This window comes from Agrobacterium sp. 33MFTa1.1 (genome assembly GCF_004328495.1).
GTDB classification, from domain to species: Bacteria; Pseudomonadota; Alphaproteobacteria; order Rhizobiales; family Rhizobiaceae; genus Agrobacterium; species Agrobacterium pusense.
The window spans coordinates 1,510,572-1,527,584 of the sequence record NZ_CP036358.1 but is presented as its reverse complement, the minus strand read 5'-3'; the positions used below and the strand labels follow the sequence as shown (position 1 = coordinate 1,527,584).

Sequence of the window (17,013 nt, the reverse complement as noted above, 5' to 3'; positions counted from 1 at the left end):
AGGGCGCGGTTCCGGCTGCGCCCTTTGTTTTGGGCTATCAGAACCAGCCATTCGTTATTTCCCGCAACCAATAAGGTTTCGTTTACCTCATTTCTTTAAAATTTGACCTGTATTGCCGCGGATAGCGGCCGCTGAAGGTACAGGTTCTCGTATGGCGTATGTTTCCCTTCCGCGTCGTCTTGTGACGTTGCTGATGATTTCCACGGTCATGGTGTCGTGTTCGGCGGAGGGCCTCGTGCCACCGGCGGAGGTGGACGGCACCACACGCGTGAGCGCAATTCGTTCGTCGCGGCAACAGGGCTACAGCGCGCCGGCAGGTGCCTTCCATCAGGTTGAGCGGGCCGGACAGAGCAACGATTATCCTACGGCCATATCGCAGCCGATGCCGGAGCCTTATGCTTCGCAGGATCCGCTGCTGCAAACGCGCCAGGCAGGGCAGGGTTATTCCACCCTCGATGCACAGCATCAGGCACGCATGGCGGCTGGCGGTCATGGCAATCTGCCGGTGCAGGCGACGCAAAGCCAGGAGATGCCCCCGCAGCAAATGGCCAGGAGCCAGATTGCCGAGGGCGAAGGCGGCGTGAACATGGATTCCATGCTCGGCGTGGAGCCGGTGCGGGGACTGGCAGAGGAACAGGATGCCGAAATCGCCGAGGGGGCTTCGGCCCAGCCGGTGGTAGACGGCATCGGCACCGACAATCCGGTTGCGGTTTCTCCGGCGCGGCGCCAGTCCGGCCTCATTCCGCCACCACCACCCGGATCGTCCTCCCGCCGCCAGCCGGTGGAAGAGGTGGCCATGCTCATGCCGAATGATCCGACCGTTCGCGGCGGACTTCAGAGCGACCGGTCCCTGCCGCCCGGCATCATGCCGTCTTCGGAGGTTGCGTGCCGCGCCGAGCTTCGCCGTCTGGGTGTCGCTTTTCGCGACGTCGCCCGTATTGCCGACGGGCCGACCTGCGGCATCGATTACCCGATCGAACTCAGCGGTCTCGCCAGCGGCGTCGCAGTTCGTCCGGCGGTGAAGCTCAATTGCCAGGTTACGCTTGCCTTTGCGAAATGGGTGAAGTTCGAACTCGTACCGTCCTCGCGTTTCCGCTATCTCTCCGGCGTCGGCCGCATAACGCCGATGGGTGGTTATTCCTGCCGCAAGATGAATTCCCGTTCCAGCAATCCGTGGTCGGAACATGCGCGGGGCAACGCCATCGATATCGGCACCATCACGCTGAAGAACGGCAAGGAAATCGATGTCCGCAAGAAGAGTTTCTTCGCTTTCCGCGAAAAGGCACTACTGAAGGCCGTCAGATCGGATAGCTGCAAATATTTCTCCACCGTTCTCGGGCCGGGCAGCGACCCCAACCACTGGAACCATTTTCACTTCGACCTGCGTACCCGCAAGTCAGGTTACAGGCATTGCGATTAAGTCGCGCCGTTGGAGGTTGGCGGCTGAGTTTGAAAGCGTCTCCTCCGTCATGCTCGGGCCTGTCCCGAGCATCTGCAACGCCGCTATTGGCGATACGTCGGCAGATCCTTGGCACAAGGCCGAGGATGACGTCGAACACGGAGTGCGGCTTGTCATCGGGCTGCCGCCGATGACATAGGCGCCGGATCTTTGGATATGGTCGGAATGACGAAGCTTGAGGATGTTTTGCTGCCGCTAGCTCGATAATCGCCCGCCACATTCCCACAAAAAAAGACCGGCCCGAAGGCCGGTTGAAGAAGACAGCCTTATCGGGGGGATATCGGCGTCTTTGCAAGGGCATGAAATGGGAAGCGATCCCACAGAACGGTCCATCCGGCGCGGATTTGCGGCAAAAGACGTCGCGCCGTACTGACCTGCGGCCAACATGGCTTGCCGCCCTTTTCTGATACGCTATGAGCGTCACATGTTTGTGACAACGGCCTTCGGGAGCCTGCCTTCATGCCCCCAGTTTCAGAGATAATGATCTTCGCTGCGGCACTTGCTGCTGCGGGTGTGGTTGCAGGCCTTCTGGCCGGCCTGTTCGGTATCGGCGGCGGCGCGGTGCTGGTGCCGGTTTTTTACCAGGTCTTCGGACTTCTGGATGTGCCTGAGGCGGTGCGCATGCATCTTTCGCTCGGAACGTCTCTCGCCATTATCGTGCCGACGTCCATCCGCTCGTTCCTGACGCATCGCCAGAAGGGCGCCGTCGATATCGAGCTTCTGAAAGGCTGGGTCGTTGCCGTGCCGCTTGGCACCGTTCTCGCCTCTATCGTTGCAGCCTATGCCTCGAGTGTGGCGCTGCGCCTGATCTTTGCCTTCATCGCGCTCGCGCTTGCCTTCCGGATGATCTTCAACCGGGCGAGCTGGCATCTCGGTTCCGATCTGCCGCCAAACCCGGCCCGTTTTCTGGTGGGCACCGGCATCGGGCTGTTTTCCGGGCTGATGGGCGTGGGCGGCGGGGTGATGAACAACACCTTCATGACGCTTTACGGGCGCAGCATTCATCAGGCGGTTGCCACCTCTTCCGGTGTCGGCGTGTTGATTTCGCTGCCGGGGCTTGCGGGTTACATCTGGGCCGGCTGGGGCGATGCGGGGCTGCCGCCATTTTCCACCGGCTTCATCAACTGGATCGCCGTGGTGCTCCTGATCCCCATTACCCTTGTCGTCGCGCCCTATGGTGCACGGCTGGCGCATGCGCTCAGCAAGAAGCAGCTGGAGCGGGCCTTCGGCTTGTTTCTGGTTTTCGTCGCAGCGCAGTTTTTCTATAGCGTCTACGGCTGATTTTCCGCTCCCGCCGAACGCAGTGTTCAGTCCGCCGGTCTGGCATTTGCAACCTCTGCGGTCTATATGGCGTTCATCTTACTCGGTTTTTCGAAAGAATTCGCCATGAATGCCATTGTTTCGATACGGAATCTGACCAAATCCTACGCAAATGGCTTCCAGGCGCTCAAAGGTGTCAGCCTCGATATCCGGGAGGGGGAGATACTCGCTCTTCTCGGCCCCAATGGCGCCGGCAAGACGACACTGATCTCGATCATCTGCGGCCTCGTCAATCCGGGCGAAGGTTCGGTGCTGGTTGGCGGGCACGATGTGGTGAAGGATTTTCGCCAGACCCGCGCCCTCATCGGCCTTGTGCCGCAGGAACTGACGACCGACCAGTTCGAGACGGTTTGGAACACCGTCAGCTTTTCGCGCGGACTGCACGGACAGAAGAAGAATCCGGAGCTGATCGAACGCATCCTCAAATCCCTGTCGCTCTGGAACAAGAAGGACAACATGCTGCGGGAGCTTTCCGGCGGCATGAAGCGGCGTGTGCTGATTGCCAAGGCGCTGGCGCACGAGCCGAAGGTCCTGTTTCTCGATGAGCCGACGGCGGGTGTGGATGTGACCCTGCGCCGCGACATGTGGAATGTGGTCTCTGAGCTGCGCGCCAGGGGTGTCACCATCATTCTCACCACGCATTACATCGAGGAGGCGGAAGAAATCGCCGACCGGGTGGGTGTCATCAATGGTGGCGAATTGCTGCTGGTGGAAGAAAAGACGGCATTGATGAAGAAACTCGGCCGCAAGCAGCTTTTTCTTGAGCTTTCCCAGCCGGTGGAGACTTTGCCGGAAAGTCTCGCGCCCTTCGGCCTCACGCTTTCCGAAGATGGCTGCACCATTACCTATGAAATCGAGGATAATGGCGAGCAGGGCCGCATTGCCGATGTCCTGAGCGCGCTTTTCGCCGCCAACATCCATTTCAAGGATATTTCCACGCGGCAGAGTTCGCTCGAAGATATCTTCGTTTCGCTGGTGGGAGGCCAGAAATGAATTTCGAAGCCATCAAGTCCATCTACCTGTTCGAAATGGCGCGCACCCGCCGCACCCTGCTGCAAAGCGTGGTCTCTCCGGTCATTTCCACCTCGCTCTATTTTATCGTGTTCGGCACAGCGATCGGTTCGCGGATTCAGGAGGTTGGTGGGGTTTCCTATGGCGCTTTCATAACGCCCGGCCTCATCATGCTGACGCTTCTGACGCAGTGCATCGGCAACGGCTCCTTCGGCATCTACTTCCCGAAATTCACCGGCACCATCTATGAAATCCTCTCCGCACCGGTGGCGATGACGGAAATCCTTGTCGGCTATGTCGGAGCGGCGGCGACAAAGGGGCTGATGATCGGTACGATCATCCTGATAACCGCGTCGTTCTTCGTGGATATCAGCATCGCCCATCCGTTCATGATGATCCTGTTTTTTGTGCTGACGGCTGTGAGTTTCAGCCTGTTCGGCTTCATCATCGGCATCTGGGCAACAAATTTCGAGCAGTTGAACCTCATTCCCATGCTGGTGGTGCCGCCGCTGACCTTCCTCGGCGGCAGCTTTTATTCCATCGACATGCTGCCGCCCTTCTGGCAGACGGTCAGTCACTTCAATCCGGTGCTTTATCTCATCAGCGGCTTCCGCTGGAGTTTCTACGAGATCGCTGACGTCAATCCCGTCATCAGCCTGGCGATGATCACGCTGTTTCTGGCGCTATGCCTAGGCGTTGTCGGCTGGATGTTCAAGACAGGGTATCGGCTGCGCAACTGATCAGAAACGCTTTCCCGAAAATTGGACGCCCGGCTTGCGCCGGGCGTTTTCGTATTCAAAGCACAACGCGAGCGCAGGTCAGGCGACCTGCTTCTGCGCCACTTCCTCGACAACCTCACCCTCGAGATAGGAAACGAGGTCCTTGATCGTCACGACCAGCAGGCCGTGGCGCTCGGCGAAGACTTCGAGCTGGGGCAGGCGGGCCATGGTGCCGTCGTCATTGGCGATTTCGCATATCGTGCCGGAGGGGAACTTCCCGGCGAGACGGCAGAGATCAACGGCGGCTTCGGTATGGCCCGTGCGTCCGAGAACGCCCTGCGGGTTGGCGCGCAGCGGGAAGATATGGCCCGGGCGAGCGAAATCTTCGGGGCGCGAGCCTTCCGATACCAGCGCGCGCACGGTCTTTGCGCGGTCGGCGGCGGAAATGCCCGTCGTGGTGCCGGGAATGTAATCCACCGACACGGTGAAGGCCGTCTTGAGGGATTCGGTATTGCGCGACACCATCAGCGGAATGTCGAGCGCGTCGAGGCGCTCTCCGGGCATGGCCACGCAGATCAGCCCGCGTGCATGGTTCATCATGAAGGCGATCTGCTGGGGAGTGATGCTGTCGGAGGCGGCGATGATATCGCCTTCGTTTTCGCGGTCTTCGTCGTCAACCACAATCACCATCTCGCCGCGGGAAATGGCGTTAATGGCGTCTTCAATTCTGGCAACTGTCATTCTATTTCAAGCCTTTCAAGGGTTATGCCGTTTTGCGGCATTTTCGCGCTTCGAGAAGCGCCAAATATCCCTTGGGCGAACAATGCAATACGAAGCCCGCTAACGCGCAGGCGTCCCATGCCTTGTCCTCTTCCATCCGGACTATACCGTCGGCTCCGGCCTCTCACCGGATCTGCTGACCTTCCGGCTTTGGAAACCGGAAGCGCTCGCGGGCTCCGGGAAAGTCCCGATACCGCCGGTGGGGAATTGCGCCCCGCCCTGAGAACAGCAACAACTTAAATTATCAAATGCGAGGGAATCAAGGGGCAATGGCCCGCCGCAGCCCTTGCGCGTGAAAAGAATATCCCGATTGCAGACGCGACGAGGAATTTCCTTTCCGGCACCAAGACGTGAGAAAACTCCCCGAAATGAATCTCGAGGGGGCAGTGCTCACCGATCCCGCAACCGCAATTCGTCGGTCTGCATCTGCAGCGAACCAAGCGTTGACAAAAAGCTCATGCCAAGCAGGCTCTGGCCCAATTGGCCATCCTGGGCGACGAGGGCGGGGATGTTGCGTCGCACGATCGGGCCAATGCTGATTTCCGACAGCGTGACGGGTGCTGCTGCCGTGCGGCCATTGGCGGTCATTACCGGTACGGTATAACGGAGATTTGTGGTGTCGATGCCGATTGCGGTCGCATCCGCATTTGCGAGCACCACGGAGCTGGCGCCTGTATCGACCAGCATGTGGATCGTCCTGCCCTCAATCCCGACATTCGCTTCGAAGTGGCCGCTCATGGATTTGTGCAGCACGATTTCCTGCTCGCCTGCCGATGTTGTCACCACGACGGCGCGGCCGGGCATCAGACCGCCGAGCAGCCGGTCGCCGAAGGATTGCAGGTCGTAGCGATAGAGATAGAGCGAGACGAGGCCGAGGATGATGACGAGCCAGACGGCGAGCTGCCGGATGACGGTGCCGAAGTTGCCGCGTCTTCCCGCCAGAATGCCGGCCGACAGCAGCCCTGCGATGGGCAGAAGATAAAGGACCTGGGCAAACTGATCATTATCAATGCCGAGCGTTCGGCCACCATTGTGATTAACGACGAGCAGGCCAAGGCCGACGGCCAGCAGAAGGAGAACGATGGTCAGTCTGTTCATGCGGTATGTGTCTCCTTGGCGGACTCGGACAGATTTGCCAATCTTTGCGGCAGCGCGCGCATGATCGAGCGGCGCGTCTCGTCGCTATAACCCGTCCAGCCGCCGATTTCATCCAGCGTGCGGCCGCAGCCGATGCAGAGAGTGTGGGTCGTGTCGAGGCGACAGATCTGGACGCAGGGTGTTTCCATGGTGATCTATATCAGGCCCTCATGCCGCAAGGGCAAGTGCGACGAGAATCACGATCTCCGTGATCTGCTGGCAAGCCCCAATGGTATCCCCGGTATGGCCGCCAATCTTCCTCTCGCACAGCCTGCCGAACAGCATGGCCGCGATGACCGCCACCGCCAGCACAAGCGCGATCTCAAACAGTGGCAGCGCGTGCAGCGTGAACAATATGAAGAGAAGAAGCCCGGCGGCCAGCGCGATGTTGCGTTCGCTTTCTCCGGGCTGGCCGGCATTGACGGCGATGCCGGAGGTCTTGGCGGCGGGCAGGGACTGCCAGTGCCACACCATCAGCGCGCGGCTCGTGACAAGCGCTGCAATCAGACAGGCGGCAGCGGTTTTGCCCGGCAGGGTTATGATCAGCGAGGCGAGTGCAGTGGCGCGGAGCGCGAAGGAAAGAACCATGGCAATGGTGCCATAACTGCCGATACGGCTGTCCTTCATGATTTCAAGCATACGCGCCTTGTCCCTGCCGCTGCCGAAGCCATCGGCCGTGTCGGCAAGCCCGTCCTCATGCAGCGCGCCTGTCATGAGCGCCGTCAGGCCGATGGCGAGCCACCCGGTGAGCTGCGGAGAAGCATCGAAGCGCGCAAACACGACAACCAGGAAAGCGGCGGGCAGGGCGATCAGCAGTCCCGCGGCGGGGAAAGCACGGGCGGCCCGGCCCATCGACACGCCCGAGTCGTCTTCGAAGAATCGCGAAGGGACGGGCAGGCGGCTTAGAAAGGCGAGGGAATGCATGACATCTGTTATAAAATCCCGGGCCTTCATGCTCTCTCCGTTGCAGTCGCTGCATTTCCGGTTGTTCCGCGGCGCATCCGCTATTATGAGAGGCGCAACAAAGACCGATTTGCCGGAAAACACAAGTTTCCGGACGCATGAGCCGATGCGAAAGCCAGACCGGCTATGAGAGAGACTGATATCATGAGCATGAGCGGATTGCCCTTCGATGATTTCCGCGCGCTGCTGCGCGAGCTTCCTGGCCCGGACACGCACGCGCTTGTTGCGGCGAAGGAGCGCAATGCGCAGCTGACGAAACCTGCCGGTTCGCTCGGCCGTCTCGAAGAAATCGCCATGTGGCTTGCCGCCTGGTCCGGCCGTTCGCCTGCCGTCAACCGTCCGCTGGTGGCAATCTTCGCCGGCAATCACGGCGTGACCCGCCACGGCATCACGCCCTATCCGACGTCTGTGACCCAGCAGATGGTGGAAAATTTTGCCGCCGGTGGCGCGGCGATCAACCAGATCTGCGTGGCCAATGATCTCGGCCTGAAGATTTTCGATCTGGCGCTGGATTACCCGACCGGCGATATCACCTGTGAACCGGCGCTTTCGGAGCGTGACTGCGCCGCCACCATGGCCTTCGGCATGGAGGCGATTGCCGGCGGCACCGATCTTCTCTGCGTCGGTGAAATGGGCATCGGCAATACCACGATAGCGGCTGCGATCAATCTTGCGCTTTATGGCGGTACGGCGGAAGAATGGACCGGTCCGGGCACCGGTTCGGAAGGTGACGTCATGGCCCGCAAGATTGCGGCGGTGAAGGCGGCGGTAGAGTTCCACAAGGACCACCTGTCCGATCCGCTGGAAATCATGCGTCGTCTCGGCGGACGCGAAATCGCGGCGATTGCAGGCGCCATTCTTGCTGCGCGCGTGCAGCGCATTCCCGTGTTGATAGATGGTTATGTGGCAACGGCCGCCGCGGCGCTGCTGAAGGCTGCCAATTCCTCTGCGCTCGATCATTGCCTTATCGGCCATGTCTCGGGTGAGCCCGGCCATCTGGCAGCCATCGAAAAGCTTGGCAAGACGCCGCTTCTGGCGCTTGGAATGCGTCTTGGCGAAGGCACCGGTGCGGCCCTTGCCGCCGGCATCGTCAAGGCCGCCGCCGCCTGCCATTCCGGCATGGCGACGTTTGAGGCAGCAGGTGTCGACACACGCATCACCGCGCCCACCAATCATTGAGGCTGAAGATGGACGCGACGCCGCACATGCCACCGCCAGAACCGGTCTTTCGTAAAGAAAAGGGCTGGCGGCATCTGTTCGCTGCCGCGCGCTATTCCCTGCAGGGGCTCGGCCGGCTTTGGCAGGAAGCTGCCTTTCGTCACGAAGTTCTTGCCTTCTGCGTCGGGCTTGGCCTGCTTCTGGTCGTGGGCGCGCCGTTTGCGCATCTTCTCGTTTTCACGGTGTTGATGCTGCTTTTATTCTCGGTGGAAGCGCTCAATACCGCCATTGAGGAACTGGTGGACCGCATTTCGCCGGAAATTTCCTCCGTGGGCCGCCACGCCAAGGATCTCGGCTCCTTTGCCGTCTTCTGCCTGTTGATGGCGAACGGATTTTTCGTGCTGTATTCGCTGGTGACGACGCTGTTCTTCTGAGGTTGCCAGCTTCGAGGCATTTCCAGGTGGAAAGCCGGGCGACGCCTTCCTGTGGGCGCCTTAAGCGAAGGACCGTCGGCGTGGCTGGATGGCATGGGTTTCTTCGACCGCTGGCAGGCTCTGGAGCACGCGTTTCGCGGGCAGGATGGCGATGCCTTCCGTGCCCTCACGCAGTTTGGATTTCAGAATGAACTGGCCGTCATGCTTGGCGAGGATGGCCTGAACGATGGGCAGGCCAAGGCCTGTTCCCTGCTCGGCGCTCTTGATCGCGATTGATCCCTGGCCGAAGGCTGACAGCACCACCGGAATTTCGTCCTCGGGAATGCCTGGGCCATTGTCCCTGATCGACACATATTGGCCGCCGCCGGCCGTCCAGCCCGCCTTTACGAGAATTTCTCCACCCTGCGGGGTGAACTTGACGGCGTTGGACAGCAGGTTGAGGACGACCTGGCGGATCGATTTTTCGTCCGCCCAGACCTGCGGCAGGCTGTTTTCAAACTGCTGGGAGATCCTGATGTTCTTGGCGCGGGCGCGAAGCTGGATCATGCCGATGCAATCTTCGGCGATTTCCAGCATCGAGATCGCTTCTTCGTTCAGGTCATAACGGCCCGCCTCGATGCGCGACAGGTCGAGGATTTCGTTGATGAGATCGAGCAGATGCTGGCCGGAGCGGTGGATATCGCCGGAATATTCCTTGTAGAGCGGATTGTTGAGCGGCCCCAGCACCTCCGAGGACATGACCTCGGAGAAGCCGAGAATGGCGTTGAGGGGCGTGCGCAGCTCGTGCGACATGGAGGCGAGAAAGCGCGACTTGGCCAGATTGGCCTCTTCCGCGCGTCGCCGCGCCTCGTCGGAAACCGAATTGGCGACTTCGAGCTCGGCGATCAGGTCGTCCTTTTCCGTCTGCGAGGAGAGGAGCTTGATGCTGGTCTGGTAAAGCCGGCTGGTGATGCGGTGGCAGAACAGGATCGCCATGCCGAACATCAGCGCAAGACCGACATCGAATGGATCGCGCGAGAAGACAGAGGTGACGCAGAGAGCCGCCAGCACCGGCAGGAAAGTCATGAAGGTTGCCCGCCGCAGCATGAAATTGGCCGTGGCGGTGAGCGAGAGCGCGATCAGCAGCGTCGAGCCCTTGAAGAAAAGCACGAGCGTCGGGTCATTACGCGTTGGCTCCGCCAGCGCGAACATCGCCCAGATGCACCCGATGACGATCTGCATTCCGAGAAAGAGATTTTTCCAGTGCAGGAGGTTTTCGGCGGTGATTTCCTGTTTTGCAGCCCGTTTGGCGAGCATCAGCGAAATGGCGTGGAAACTCAATGCAGCCAGCGACCAGATGATGAGGCTGATATCGCGGGTTATGTAAACGCCGATGATGGAGGCAAGCACGATGAAAAGCGGCATGATCATCGCGCCCTGCAGGGTCTCGGCGATGTGCATGGTCAGCATCTCGCGTTCATAGGCGTCGCTTGCGCCTGCACCTTGCTGCAAGCGTTCACGCGTCGTCTTCACCGCGTCGAAAACCGCCTTGTTGCGATGTTTTTTCGAGCGGTCGACGATGATCTTGTCGGTGGACGTGCTGACGCTTTTACTCATTGTTACAACGCAGGGTGACATGAACCCTTGCAGACTACGCCCAAAATCTTAAGAAGATGCTGCCGTGAAAGGATTTGTTTGCCATCTCTGACAAGGGTTTGTTGTTACATGAGACGAAATGGAGGCAGGCGCGGGGGTTTTTCCGCAGTCCGCGACGGCGGCCTGTTCCTTGCTACGGTTTTTCTAGGGGTTCTGATTGCCGCCAAGCTCGATCATATCAACAGCGAAACCTATGGCGGCCGCTTCTTCGTGATTGACGGCGACACGCTCTCCAAGGGCAAGGAACGTTTCCGGCTGCTCGGCATCGATGCGCCGGAGCTTGCGCAGACATGTCTGCGCGGGGGCGAAAGCTGGCCATGTGGCGAGGAGGCGCGCCGTGTTCTGCAACGGCTGGCCGCGCCAGCGGATTTCTCCTGCTCCGGCAGTTCCAGAGATCGATACGGGCGACTGCTCGTCTATTGTTCCGCCGGCGGCAGGGATGTTTCGTCGGACATGGTGTCGGCCGGTTTTGCCGTCGCGTCGGGATATTTCCAGTTTTCGAGCGAGCAGGAAGCCGCGCGCAGGCAGGCGCTCGGCATCTGGGCGGGAGAATTCGAAAAGCCCTCGCAGTGGCGGAGGGATCACCGTGCCGCGGCTATGGAAACGCCGGCGGCGGGTTTCCTCACCATCGTCCGCCATCTTCTGGGGTGGGATCATGGCTGAAGGAGAGAGGGTTGGGCCAGTGCATGATGATGGGCTGGACGGGCTGCGCGGTGAGATTGCCCGCTGTCGTCTCTGTCGCGACATGCCGCTCAAGGGAATGGCTGACCGCCTGCCGCATGAACCCCGGCCGGTGGTCGTCATGTCGGCAAGACCACGCATTCTGATTGCCGGGCAGGCGCCAGGGCTGCGCGTGCATGAAACGGGCCTGCCATTCAACGATGCTTCCGGCGACAGGCTGCGCCAGTGGCTGAATGTCGACCGGGAGACATTTTACGATCCGGATCGTTTCGCCATCGTTCCCATGGGGTTCTGTTTTCCCGGTTATGATGACAAGGGAAGCGACCTGCCGCCACGGCGGGAATGTGCGCCGCACTGGCGCACGCGGGTCATGGCGGCGATGCCGAAGGTGGAGCTGATCCTCGCGATCGGCCAATATGCCCAGGCTTTTCACCTGGGTGAAAGACGATGCAAAACCATGACCGAAACGGTGCAAAACTGGCGCAGCTATCTTCACGCCAATTCCGGCCCCGGCATTCTTCCTTTGCCGCATCCGAGCTGGCGCAACACGGGGTGGCTGAAAAAGAACCCGTGGTTTACGGAGGAACTGTTGCCGGTTCTGCGACAACATGTGGAAATGCGGCTTTGGTGAAACAATTTTCTGTTTTTCCGCAAAAATTAGTGTATTGAAAGGAAATTAATTCAGGAGGGTAGACGCATTGGATCGCCTAGACCGTAAGATTTTGCGCATTCTGCAAGAGGATTCCACGCTGGCTGTTGCCGATCTGGCGAAGAAGGTCGGCCTTTCCACGACGCCCTGTTGGCGGCGTATCCAGAAGATGGAAGAAGACGGCGTCATCCGCCGGCGTGTGGCCCTGCTCGATCCGGTCAAGGTCAATACCAAGGTCACGGTTTTCGTCTCCATTCGCACCGCCTCCCATTCCATCGAATGGCTGAAGCGCTTCTCCGAAGTGGTTTCCGAATTCCCGGAGGTTGTCGAATTCTACCGTATGAGCGGTGATGTCGACTATCTGCTGCGCGTGGTCGTGCCCGATATCGCCGCCTATGACGCTTTCTACAAGCGGATGATCGCCAAGATCGAAATCCGCGACGTCTCCTCCGCCTTTGCGATGGAGCAGATCAAATATACGACGGAACTGCCGCTCGATTACATGCTGCTGGATAATCCCAAATCCGGCGAAGAGTGATCCGTCGCTGGTCAGTTTTTGATCAACGCCCTTTCCGGCCGCCGGGGAGGGCGTTTTAATTCGTGGGTGGTTTTTTGGGCGTCGGTCGGGCCTGCCAGGGCTGATACTGTCGGAAGGTCCGTCCGGTAGCTGCCGCAGAGGCACGACAATTCTATTTCGCCGGTAACGGCAAATTCGCACATTCAATTCTCTCAGCGCCGTCTGCGCGCAAACCAAGATTTTGATAAAATCGCTCGAATATCTACGCTTTTACTGTCGAAGGATGGAATAGCGAGGGATATCCATATGCTGACACGACGCGGAACATTGGGACTGATTGCAGGTGCGACCGGGGCGGTGTTTTTGCCGCATATCCGGCGCGCGAGCGCCGCAACCACGACGTTGCGGATTGGCTGGCAGAAGAATGGCGTGATAGCGCTCGCGAAGAGTCAGGGCGCGCTCGAAGCGCTGCTGAAGGATCGCGGCATCGAGGTCAAGTGGTCTGAATTTTCCTCCGGGCCGCCGCTTCTTGAAGCGCTGGGTGCCGGTGCGCTGGATATCGGCCCGACCGGCGATGTGCCGCCGCTTTTCGCGCAGGCCGCCGGCGGCAATCTGCGTTATGTCGGCACCTACAAGGCGGCGGCAGGCGGATCAGCAATCCTCGTGCAGAAGGATTCGCCGCTGAAGACGCTCCAAGACCTAAAGGGCAAAAAGGTCGCCTTCAAGCGCGGCTCCAGCGCCCATAACGTCACTGTGAAGGCGTTGCGAAAGGCGGGGCTGACCTTGGCAGACATCACGCCCGTCGATCTTGCCCCGCCGGATGCGGCGGCCGCCTTTCGAAGCGGCAGCATCGATGCCTGGTCGATCTGGGATCCCTATTTCGCCGTGGCAGAGAAAGAGCCGACGACGAGGGTACTCTCGACAGCCGAAGGCATCGTCGATCCGTGGAGTTACTTCCTCGCCAATGGCGATTTTGTTGAAAGTAACCCCGATCTCGTGCCGCTGATTCTGAAGGAACTGGCGAATGTGGGTGCGAAAGCGCAGACCAACATCGACGCGACAGCCAAGTCGCTGTCGGCCATCACCGGTGTCCCCGAGGATGTCACGAAGGTCTCGCTGACGCGCCCCGGTGCCGACCTAGGACGGGTCTCGCTGGTTCCGGATGAGGCCATTGCCTATCAACAGGCGCTTGCGGACGAGTTCTACGATCTGAAGATCGTGCCGAAGAAGCTCAAGGTGGCGGATATCGTCTGGCGCCCGAAGGCGAGTTGATGGGCGGAAAGTGGAGTCTCTTCAACCGGCTGGCGGATGTTGCTCAGAGGTTGATTCAGGCCGTTGTTGTTAAATGTGAGGCGATTGGATGCCGCTTGTTTCTTCTCCCCGTGGGGGAGAAGTCCGCGGCAGCGGGATGAGGGGGCGAGGGTAGAGATAGACTGAGAGCCAGCCCCCTCATCCGACCCTTCGGGCCATCTTCTCCCCGGCGGGGAGAAGAAAATTGCCTCAAGGTCACCGCATCAGCCCTTAAACTTCGCAATCACCAGATGACCGGGCGTCGGATTGCCGTCCTGCATGCGCACATTGATGTCGGTCACTTCAACCACCTCGAAACCGGTCGCCGCCAGTCGTTCGCGGACATAGGTTTCGGCATGGGCGAAACGCTGGTGCGGGCCGACCATGTAGGGGCGCCCGGCCATGATTTCTTCGGGCAGGGTCTCCGAAGAGAAGATCAGCAGGCCGCCGGCATTGAGGTTTTCGGCGGCGCCGAAAAACAGCGGTTCCAGCGCGCCGAGATAGGGCAACACATCGGTGGCGGTGATGATGTCGAAGGGCTCGTCGTCATTGTCCTCAAGGAAATCCTCAACTTCGGCGACATAGAGCGTCTCGTAGAGGTCCTTCTCATGAGCGATCTCGACCATGTTTTCGGAAATATCGATGCCGGTGATGTCGTCAGCCATATCGCGCAGCGCTTCACCGGTGAGGCCGGTGCCACAGCCGAGATCGAGCAGGCGTTTGAAAGGGCCGAGATTGAGCGTCTGCAGCCGCTGGCGAACCATCATCGGCACGGCGTAACCCAGCTGCTCGACAAGAATGTCCTCGAAGGCTTCGGCATGCTGGTCGAACAGGGTTTCGACATAGGCGTCGGGCGCTTTGGACGGCTGGTCGCCCCGGCCCATGGCGGCAATGCGCACGGCTGCGCCACCGTGGTCTTCCGGATCGATGGCGAGGACCTCCTCATAGGCCTTCACCGCCGCGTCCACATCACCGGCCTTTTCAAGCGCGAGTGCGCGGTTATAGGCCTCGGCGAGCGCCTCTTCGTCGATCTTCTGGTTCTTGGTCATCGTGCCTTATCCGTCAGCGTCTTCAATTGACGTTTGCTGTAAGCCGCATCGGGGACGGGCGCAATGTTTATGTGGCGTGAGGACTTAGTGGAGGATGAACTCTCCTTTGAGTGCGCGCCATTCCTGCGCCGAGATAACCTGCCGGTGCACGTAGCGGACGGAGTGCAGGGGGCCGTCGAGCTTTTCCTGCCAGAACTTGAGGAAGCCGTGCATTTCGGGAAAATCGGGGGCCAGATCGTAATTCTGCCAGACATAGGTCTGGAGAACCAGCGGATGGTCCGGCAGGCGGTAGAATATCTGGGCGGTGGTGAGGCCGTAGCCTCTCAGCATCATTTCCATGTCCTTGTTCATGGTGGCGGTTCCCATATCGATGATGACCGATCACAGCGTTGCCGCTGTATCTTAGATGGGAACACGGCAGGGTTAACCCAACCTTGCCAAAAGAATGGATGTGTCACAAATTTGTTATATTTTTCAAAACGTTGGCAGTACTCATTGATGAGTGCTGCCAACGTTTGGCTCAGCGCTTGAGGTGACGGGTCAAGCGGGCCTCCAGCCAGGCCCAGACATGGCGCAGCGTCTCGACGATCGCAAGGTAAAAGATCGCAGCCCAGAGATAGGCCTGATAATCGAAGGTGCGGGAAAAGGCGTAACGGGTCTGGCCCATCAGGTCGAAGACGGTGACGATGGAGACCACCGCCGAACCCTTGATCATCAGGATGATCTCGTTGCCATAGGGGCGCAAAGCGACGATCAGCGCCTGCGGCAGTATGATCTTTCGGAAGGTGATGAACTTGGAAATACCGAGCGACGCCGCCCCTTCGTGCTGGCCGCGCGGCACACTCTGGATCGCCCCGCGCAGGATCTCCGCCTGATAGGCGGCGGTGTTGAGCGTCAGCGACAGGAGGCCGCAATACCAGGCTTCGCGGAAGAACCACCAGAGATCAACGGCTTCCAGCGCCGGGCGGAAGCTGCCGAGACCGTAATAGATCAGGAAAAGCTGCGCCAGCAGCGGCGTGCTGCGGAAGACATAGACGTAGGCATAAGCGAGCGCGCCGATGACGCGATTTTCAGACATGCGGGCGAAGGCGATCGGCACGGACAGGATGGCGCCGAGAATGATCGAGCTGCCGACCAGCGTGATTGTGGTGATGAGGCCATCGATATAACGGGGACCATACCGTTCAAATTTGTCCCAATCCCAACCCTCGATCATCGCAAATAACAGCCCGGCGGCGAGAAGCAGCCAGAGCGTAATGACAGCGATGCCGACGACACGGGAGATGTTCAGCGGTTTGTCCGCAACGATGGGCGCTGGGCGTGGCGGAATGAGTTCCTTGATATGGCTCATCGTCTAGCCTCCGACTTGCGCGACCAGCGATCTATGAAACCGATGCCGATGGATGAGAGGAGCGCCAGAATGAGGTAAAGCAGGCAGGCGATGCCGTAGAAAAAGAAGGCTTCCTTGCTGACGCGGGCGGCGATGCCGGTCTGGCGGATGATATCTGCAAGGCCGATGATCGATACGTAGGACGTGTCTTTCAGCAGGATGACCCACAGGTTGGTCATGCCGGGAAGGGCGATCCGCACCAGCTGCGGAATGATGATGAGTACCATGGTGCGGCTGCGGGAAAGTCCGAGTGCGTCACCCGCCTCATATTGCCCTTTCGGTATGGCCTTGAAGGCCGAGAGAAGCACCTCAGACGCATAGGATGAAAACACCACCGAAAGCGCCACCATGCCGGCAACGAAGGCGTTGATTTCGATGGGGCCGGTAATGCCGATGTAACCTGCCACGGATTGCAGCAGCATCTGGATGCCGTAATAGACGATGAAGAGCGTCAGCAGTTCGGGTAGGCCACGAAAGATGGTGGTATAGATTCCGGCGGCCAGCCGAAGCGATTTTTCTTCCGATTGCGCGGCGAGCGCGATCAGGAAGCCGATCAATAGCCCGACTGGCAGGGTGGCAAGCGCCAGCGAGATCGTGACCTTGACGCCGAAAGCGATTTCATCGCCCCAGCCCGCATCGCCGCAGGCGACGAGAGTGCCGTTTCCGAAAAGCGAGAAGAGACCGGCCGGCCCGCAGAAGGGATCGAGAAGTGTCGAGACATAGGTCCAGAACGCACCTATGGCGGAAAATGCTCCGCTCATGCCAATTTTCCCCTGCGGTCTTAAGCCGCCGTGATTGTTATGGTGACGTTTTCAAACAAA

19 protein-coding genes and 1 riboswitch are annotated in these 17,013 nt (G+C 59.6%); of the genes, 10 read left to right on the top strand and 9 right to left on the bottom strand.

Annotated elements, in window-relative coordinates; translation table 11 throughout:
• Positions 1-151 precede the first annotated feature (151 nt).
• From EYD00_RS07810 to EYD00_RS07790, 4 genes are all read left to right on the top strand, one after another.
• Positions 152-1,420, top strand: coding sequence for an extensin-like domain-containing protein (locus EYD00_RS07810; protein ID WP_004442553.1), 1,269 nt, complete (start codon positions 152-154; stop codon positions 1,418-1,420).
• 498 nt (positions 1,421-1,918) lie between these two features.
• Entirely contained in the window at positions 1,919-2,740 is an 822-nt protein-coding gene (locus EYD00_RS07800; RefSeq protein WP_004442551.1) for a sulfite exporter TauE/SafE family protein, read from the top strand.
• Between the two features lie 105 nt (positions 2,741-2,845).
• Entirely contained in the window at positions 2,846-3,772 is a 927-nt protein-coding gene (locus tag EYD00_RS07795) for an ABC transporter ATP-binding protein (protein ID WP_004442549.1), read from the top strand.
• The gene (locus EYD00_RS07790) at positions 3,769-4,530 is read left to right on the top strand and encodes an ABC transporter permease (RefSeq protein WP_004442548.1); all 762 of its coding nucleotides are present in this window, start codon (positions 3,769-3,771) and stop codon (positions 4,528-4,530) included. The genes EYD00_RS07795 and EYD00_RS07790 overlap by 4 nt, the downstream gene beginning before the upstream one ends.
• A gap of 78 nt (positions 4,531-4,608) precedes the next feature.
• Here the strand turns inward: EYD00_RS07790 and ribB are convergent, their stop codons facing one another.
• The 4 genes from ribB to EYD00_RS07770 form a co-directional block, all read right to left on the bottom strand.
• Positions 4,609-5,250: a 3,4-dihydroxy-2-butanone-4-phosphate synthase gene (gene ribB, locus EYD00_RS07785; RefSeq protein WP_004442547.1), complete on the bottom strand. Its 642-nt coding sequence runs from the start codon at positions 5,248-5,250 to the stop codon at positions 4,609-4,611.
• Between the two features lie 120 nt (positions 5,251-5,370).
• A riboswitch (FMN riboswitch) is annotated at positions 5,371-5,520 on the bottom strand.
• 159 nt (positions 5,521-5,679) lie between these two features.
• Positions 5,680-6,387 (bottom strand): TIGR02281 family clan AA aspartic protease, encoded by a 708-nt coding sequence (locus tag EYD00_RS07780; RefSeq protein ID WP_004442546.1) that lies wholly within the window; start codon positions 6,385-6,387, stop codon positions 5,680-5,682.
• Positions 6,384-6,575 carry a DUF1289 domain-containing protein gene (locus EYD00_RS07775; RefSeq protein WP_004442545.1) on the bottom strand — a complete coding sequence of 64 codons (192 nt, stop codon included), beginning with the start codon at positions 6,573-6,575 and terminating at the stop codon, positions 6,384-6,386. The genes EYD00_RS07780 and EYD00_RS07775 overlap by 4 nt, the downstream gene beginning before the upstream one ends.
• A gap of 19 nt (positions 6,576-6,594) precedes the next feature.
• Positions 6,595-7,380: an adenosylcobinamide-GDP ribazoletransferase gene (locus EYD00_RS07770; RefSeq protein ID WP_004442544.1), complete on the bottom strand. Its 786-nt coding sequence runs from the start codon at positions 7,378-7,380 to the stop codon at positions 6,595-6,597.
• Positions 7,381-7,533: 153 nt separating this feature from the next.
• Here EYD00_RS07770 and cobT point away from each other — a divergent pair, with 153 nt between their 5' ends.
• Together cobT and EYD00_RS07760 are read left to right on the top strand one after the other, a co-directional pair.
• On the top strand, positions 7,534-8,568 hold the full coding sequence (cobT, locus tag EYD00_RS07765) for a nicotinate-nucleotide--dimethylbenzimidazole phosphoribosyltransferase (RefSeq protein WP_004442543.1): 1,035 nt from the start codon (positions 7,534-7,536) through the stop codon (positions 8,566-8,568).
• A gap of 26 nt (positions 8,569-8,594) precedes the next feature.
• Complete coding sequence (locus EYD00_RS07760; protein ID WP_373887379.1) at positions 8,595-8,981, top strand: diacylglycerol kinase; 387 nt, start codon at positions 8,595-8,597, stop codon at positions 8,979-8,981.
• 60 nt (positions 8,982-9,041) lie between these two features.
• On the opposite strand, the gene pdhS2 is transcribed toward EYD00_RS07760, so the two are convergent.
• Positions 9,042-10,577 (bottom strand): two-component system sensor histidine kinase PdhS2, encoded by a 1,536-nt coding sequence (gene pdhS2 / locus EYD00_RS07755; protein WP_004442536.1) that lies wholly within the window; start codon positions 10,575-10,577, stop codon positions 9,042-9,044.
• Between the two features lie 108 nt (positions 10,578-10,685).
• On the opposite strand from pdhS2, the gene EYD00_RS07750 reads away from it, so the two are divergent.
• The 4 genes from EYD00_RS07750 (at position 10,686) to EYD00_RS07735 (ending at position 13,735) form a co-directional block, all read left to right on the top strand.
• On the top strand, positions 10,686-11,279 hold the full coding sequence (locus EYD00_RS07750; RefSeq protein WP_004442533.1) for a thermonuclease family protein: 594 nt from the start codon (positions 10,686-10,688) through the stop codon (positions 11,277-11,279).
• Positions 11,272-11,928, top strand: a complete 657-nt coding sequence (locus tag EYD00_RS07745) for a uracil-DNA glycosylase family protein (protein WP_161794436.1) — start codon at positions 11,272-11,274, stop codon at positions 11,926-11,928. Before EYD00_RS07750 ends, EYD00_RS07745 begins: the two co-directional genes overlap by 8 nt.
• A gap of 67 nt (positions 11,929-11,995) precedes the next feature.
• Positions 11,996-12,484: an Lrp/AsnC family transcriptional regulator gene (locus tag EYD00_RS07740; protein ID WP_003507846.1), complete on the top strand. Its 489-nt coding sequence runs from the start codon at positions 11,996-11,998 to the stop codon at positions 12,482-12,484.
• Between the two features lie 285 nt (positions 12,485-12,769).
• Positions 12,770-13,735: an aliphatic sulfonate ABC transporter substrate-binding protein gene (locus EYD00_RS07735; protein ID WP_004442522.1), complete on the top strand. Its 966-nt coding sequence runs from the start codon at positions 12,770-12,772 to the stop codon at positions 13,733-13,735.
• Between the two features lie 242 nt (positions 13,736-13,977).
• On the opposite strand, the gene EYD00_RS07730 is transcribed toward EYD00_RS07735, so the two are convergent.
• From EYD00_RS07730 to EYD00_RS07715, 4 genes are all read right to left on the bottom strand, one after another.
• Entirely contained in the window at positions 13,978-14,802 is an 825-nt protein-coding gene (locus EYD00_RS07730) for a class I SAM-dependent methyltransferase (protein WP_004442516.1), read from the bottom strand.
• A gap of 84 nt (positions 14,803-14,886) precedes the next feature.
• Positions 14,887-15,153: an usg protein gene (locus tag EYD00_RS07725; protein WP_004442513.1), complete on the bottom strand. Its 267-nt coding sequence runs from the start codon at positions 15,151-15,153 to the stop codon at positions 14,887-14,889.
• A gap of 169 nt (positions 15,154-15,322) precedes the next feature.
• Entirely contained in the window at positions 15,323-16,153 is an 831-nt protein-coding gene (locus EYD00_RS07720; protein ID WP_004442510.1) for an ABC transporter permease, read from the bottom strand.
• Positions 16,150-16,953: an ABC transporter permease gene (locus tag EYD00_RS07715; protein WP_004442507.1), complete on the bottom strand. Its 804-nt coding sequence runs from the start codon at positions 16,951-16,953 to the stop codon at positions 16,150-16,152. Before EYD00_RS07715 ends, EYD00_RS07720 begins: the two co-directional genes overlap by 4 nt.
• Positions 16,954-17,013: the final 60 nt, after the last annotated feature.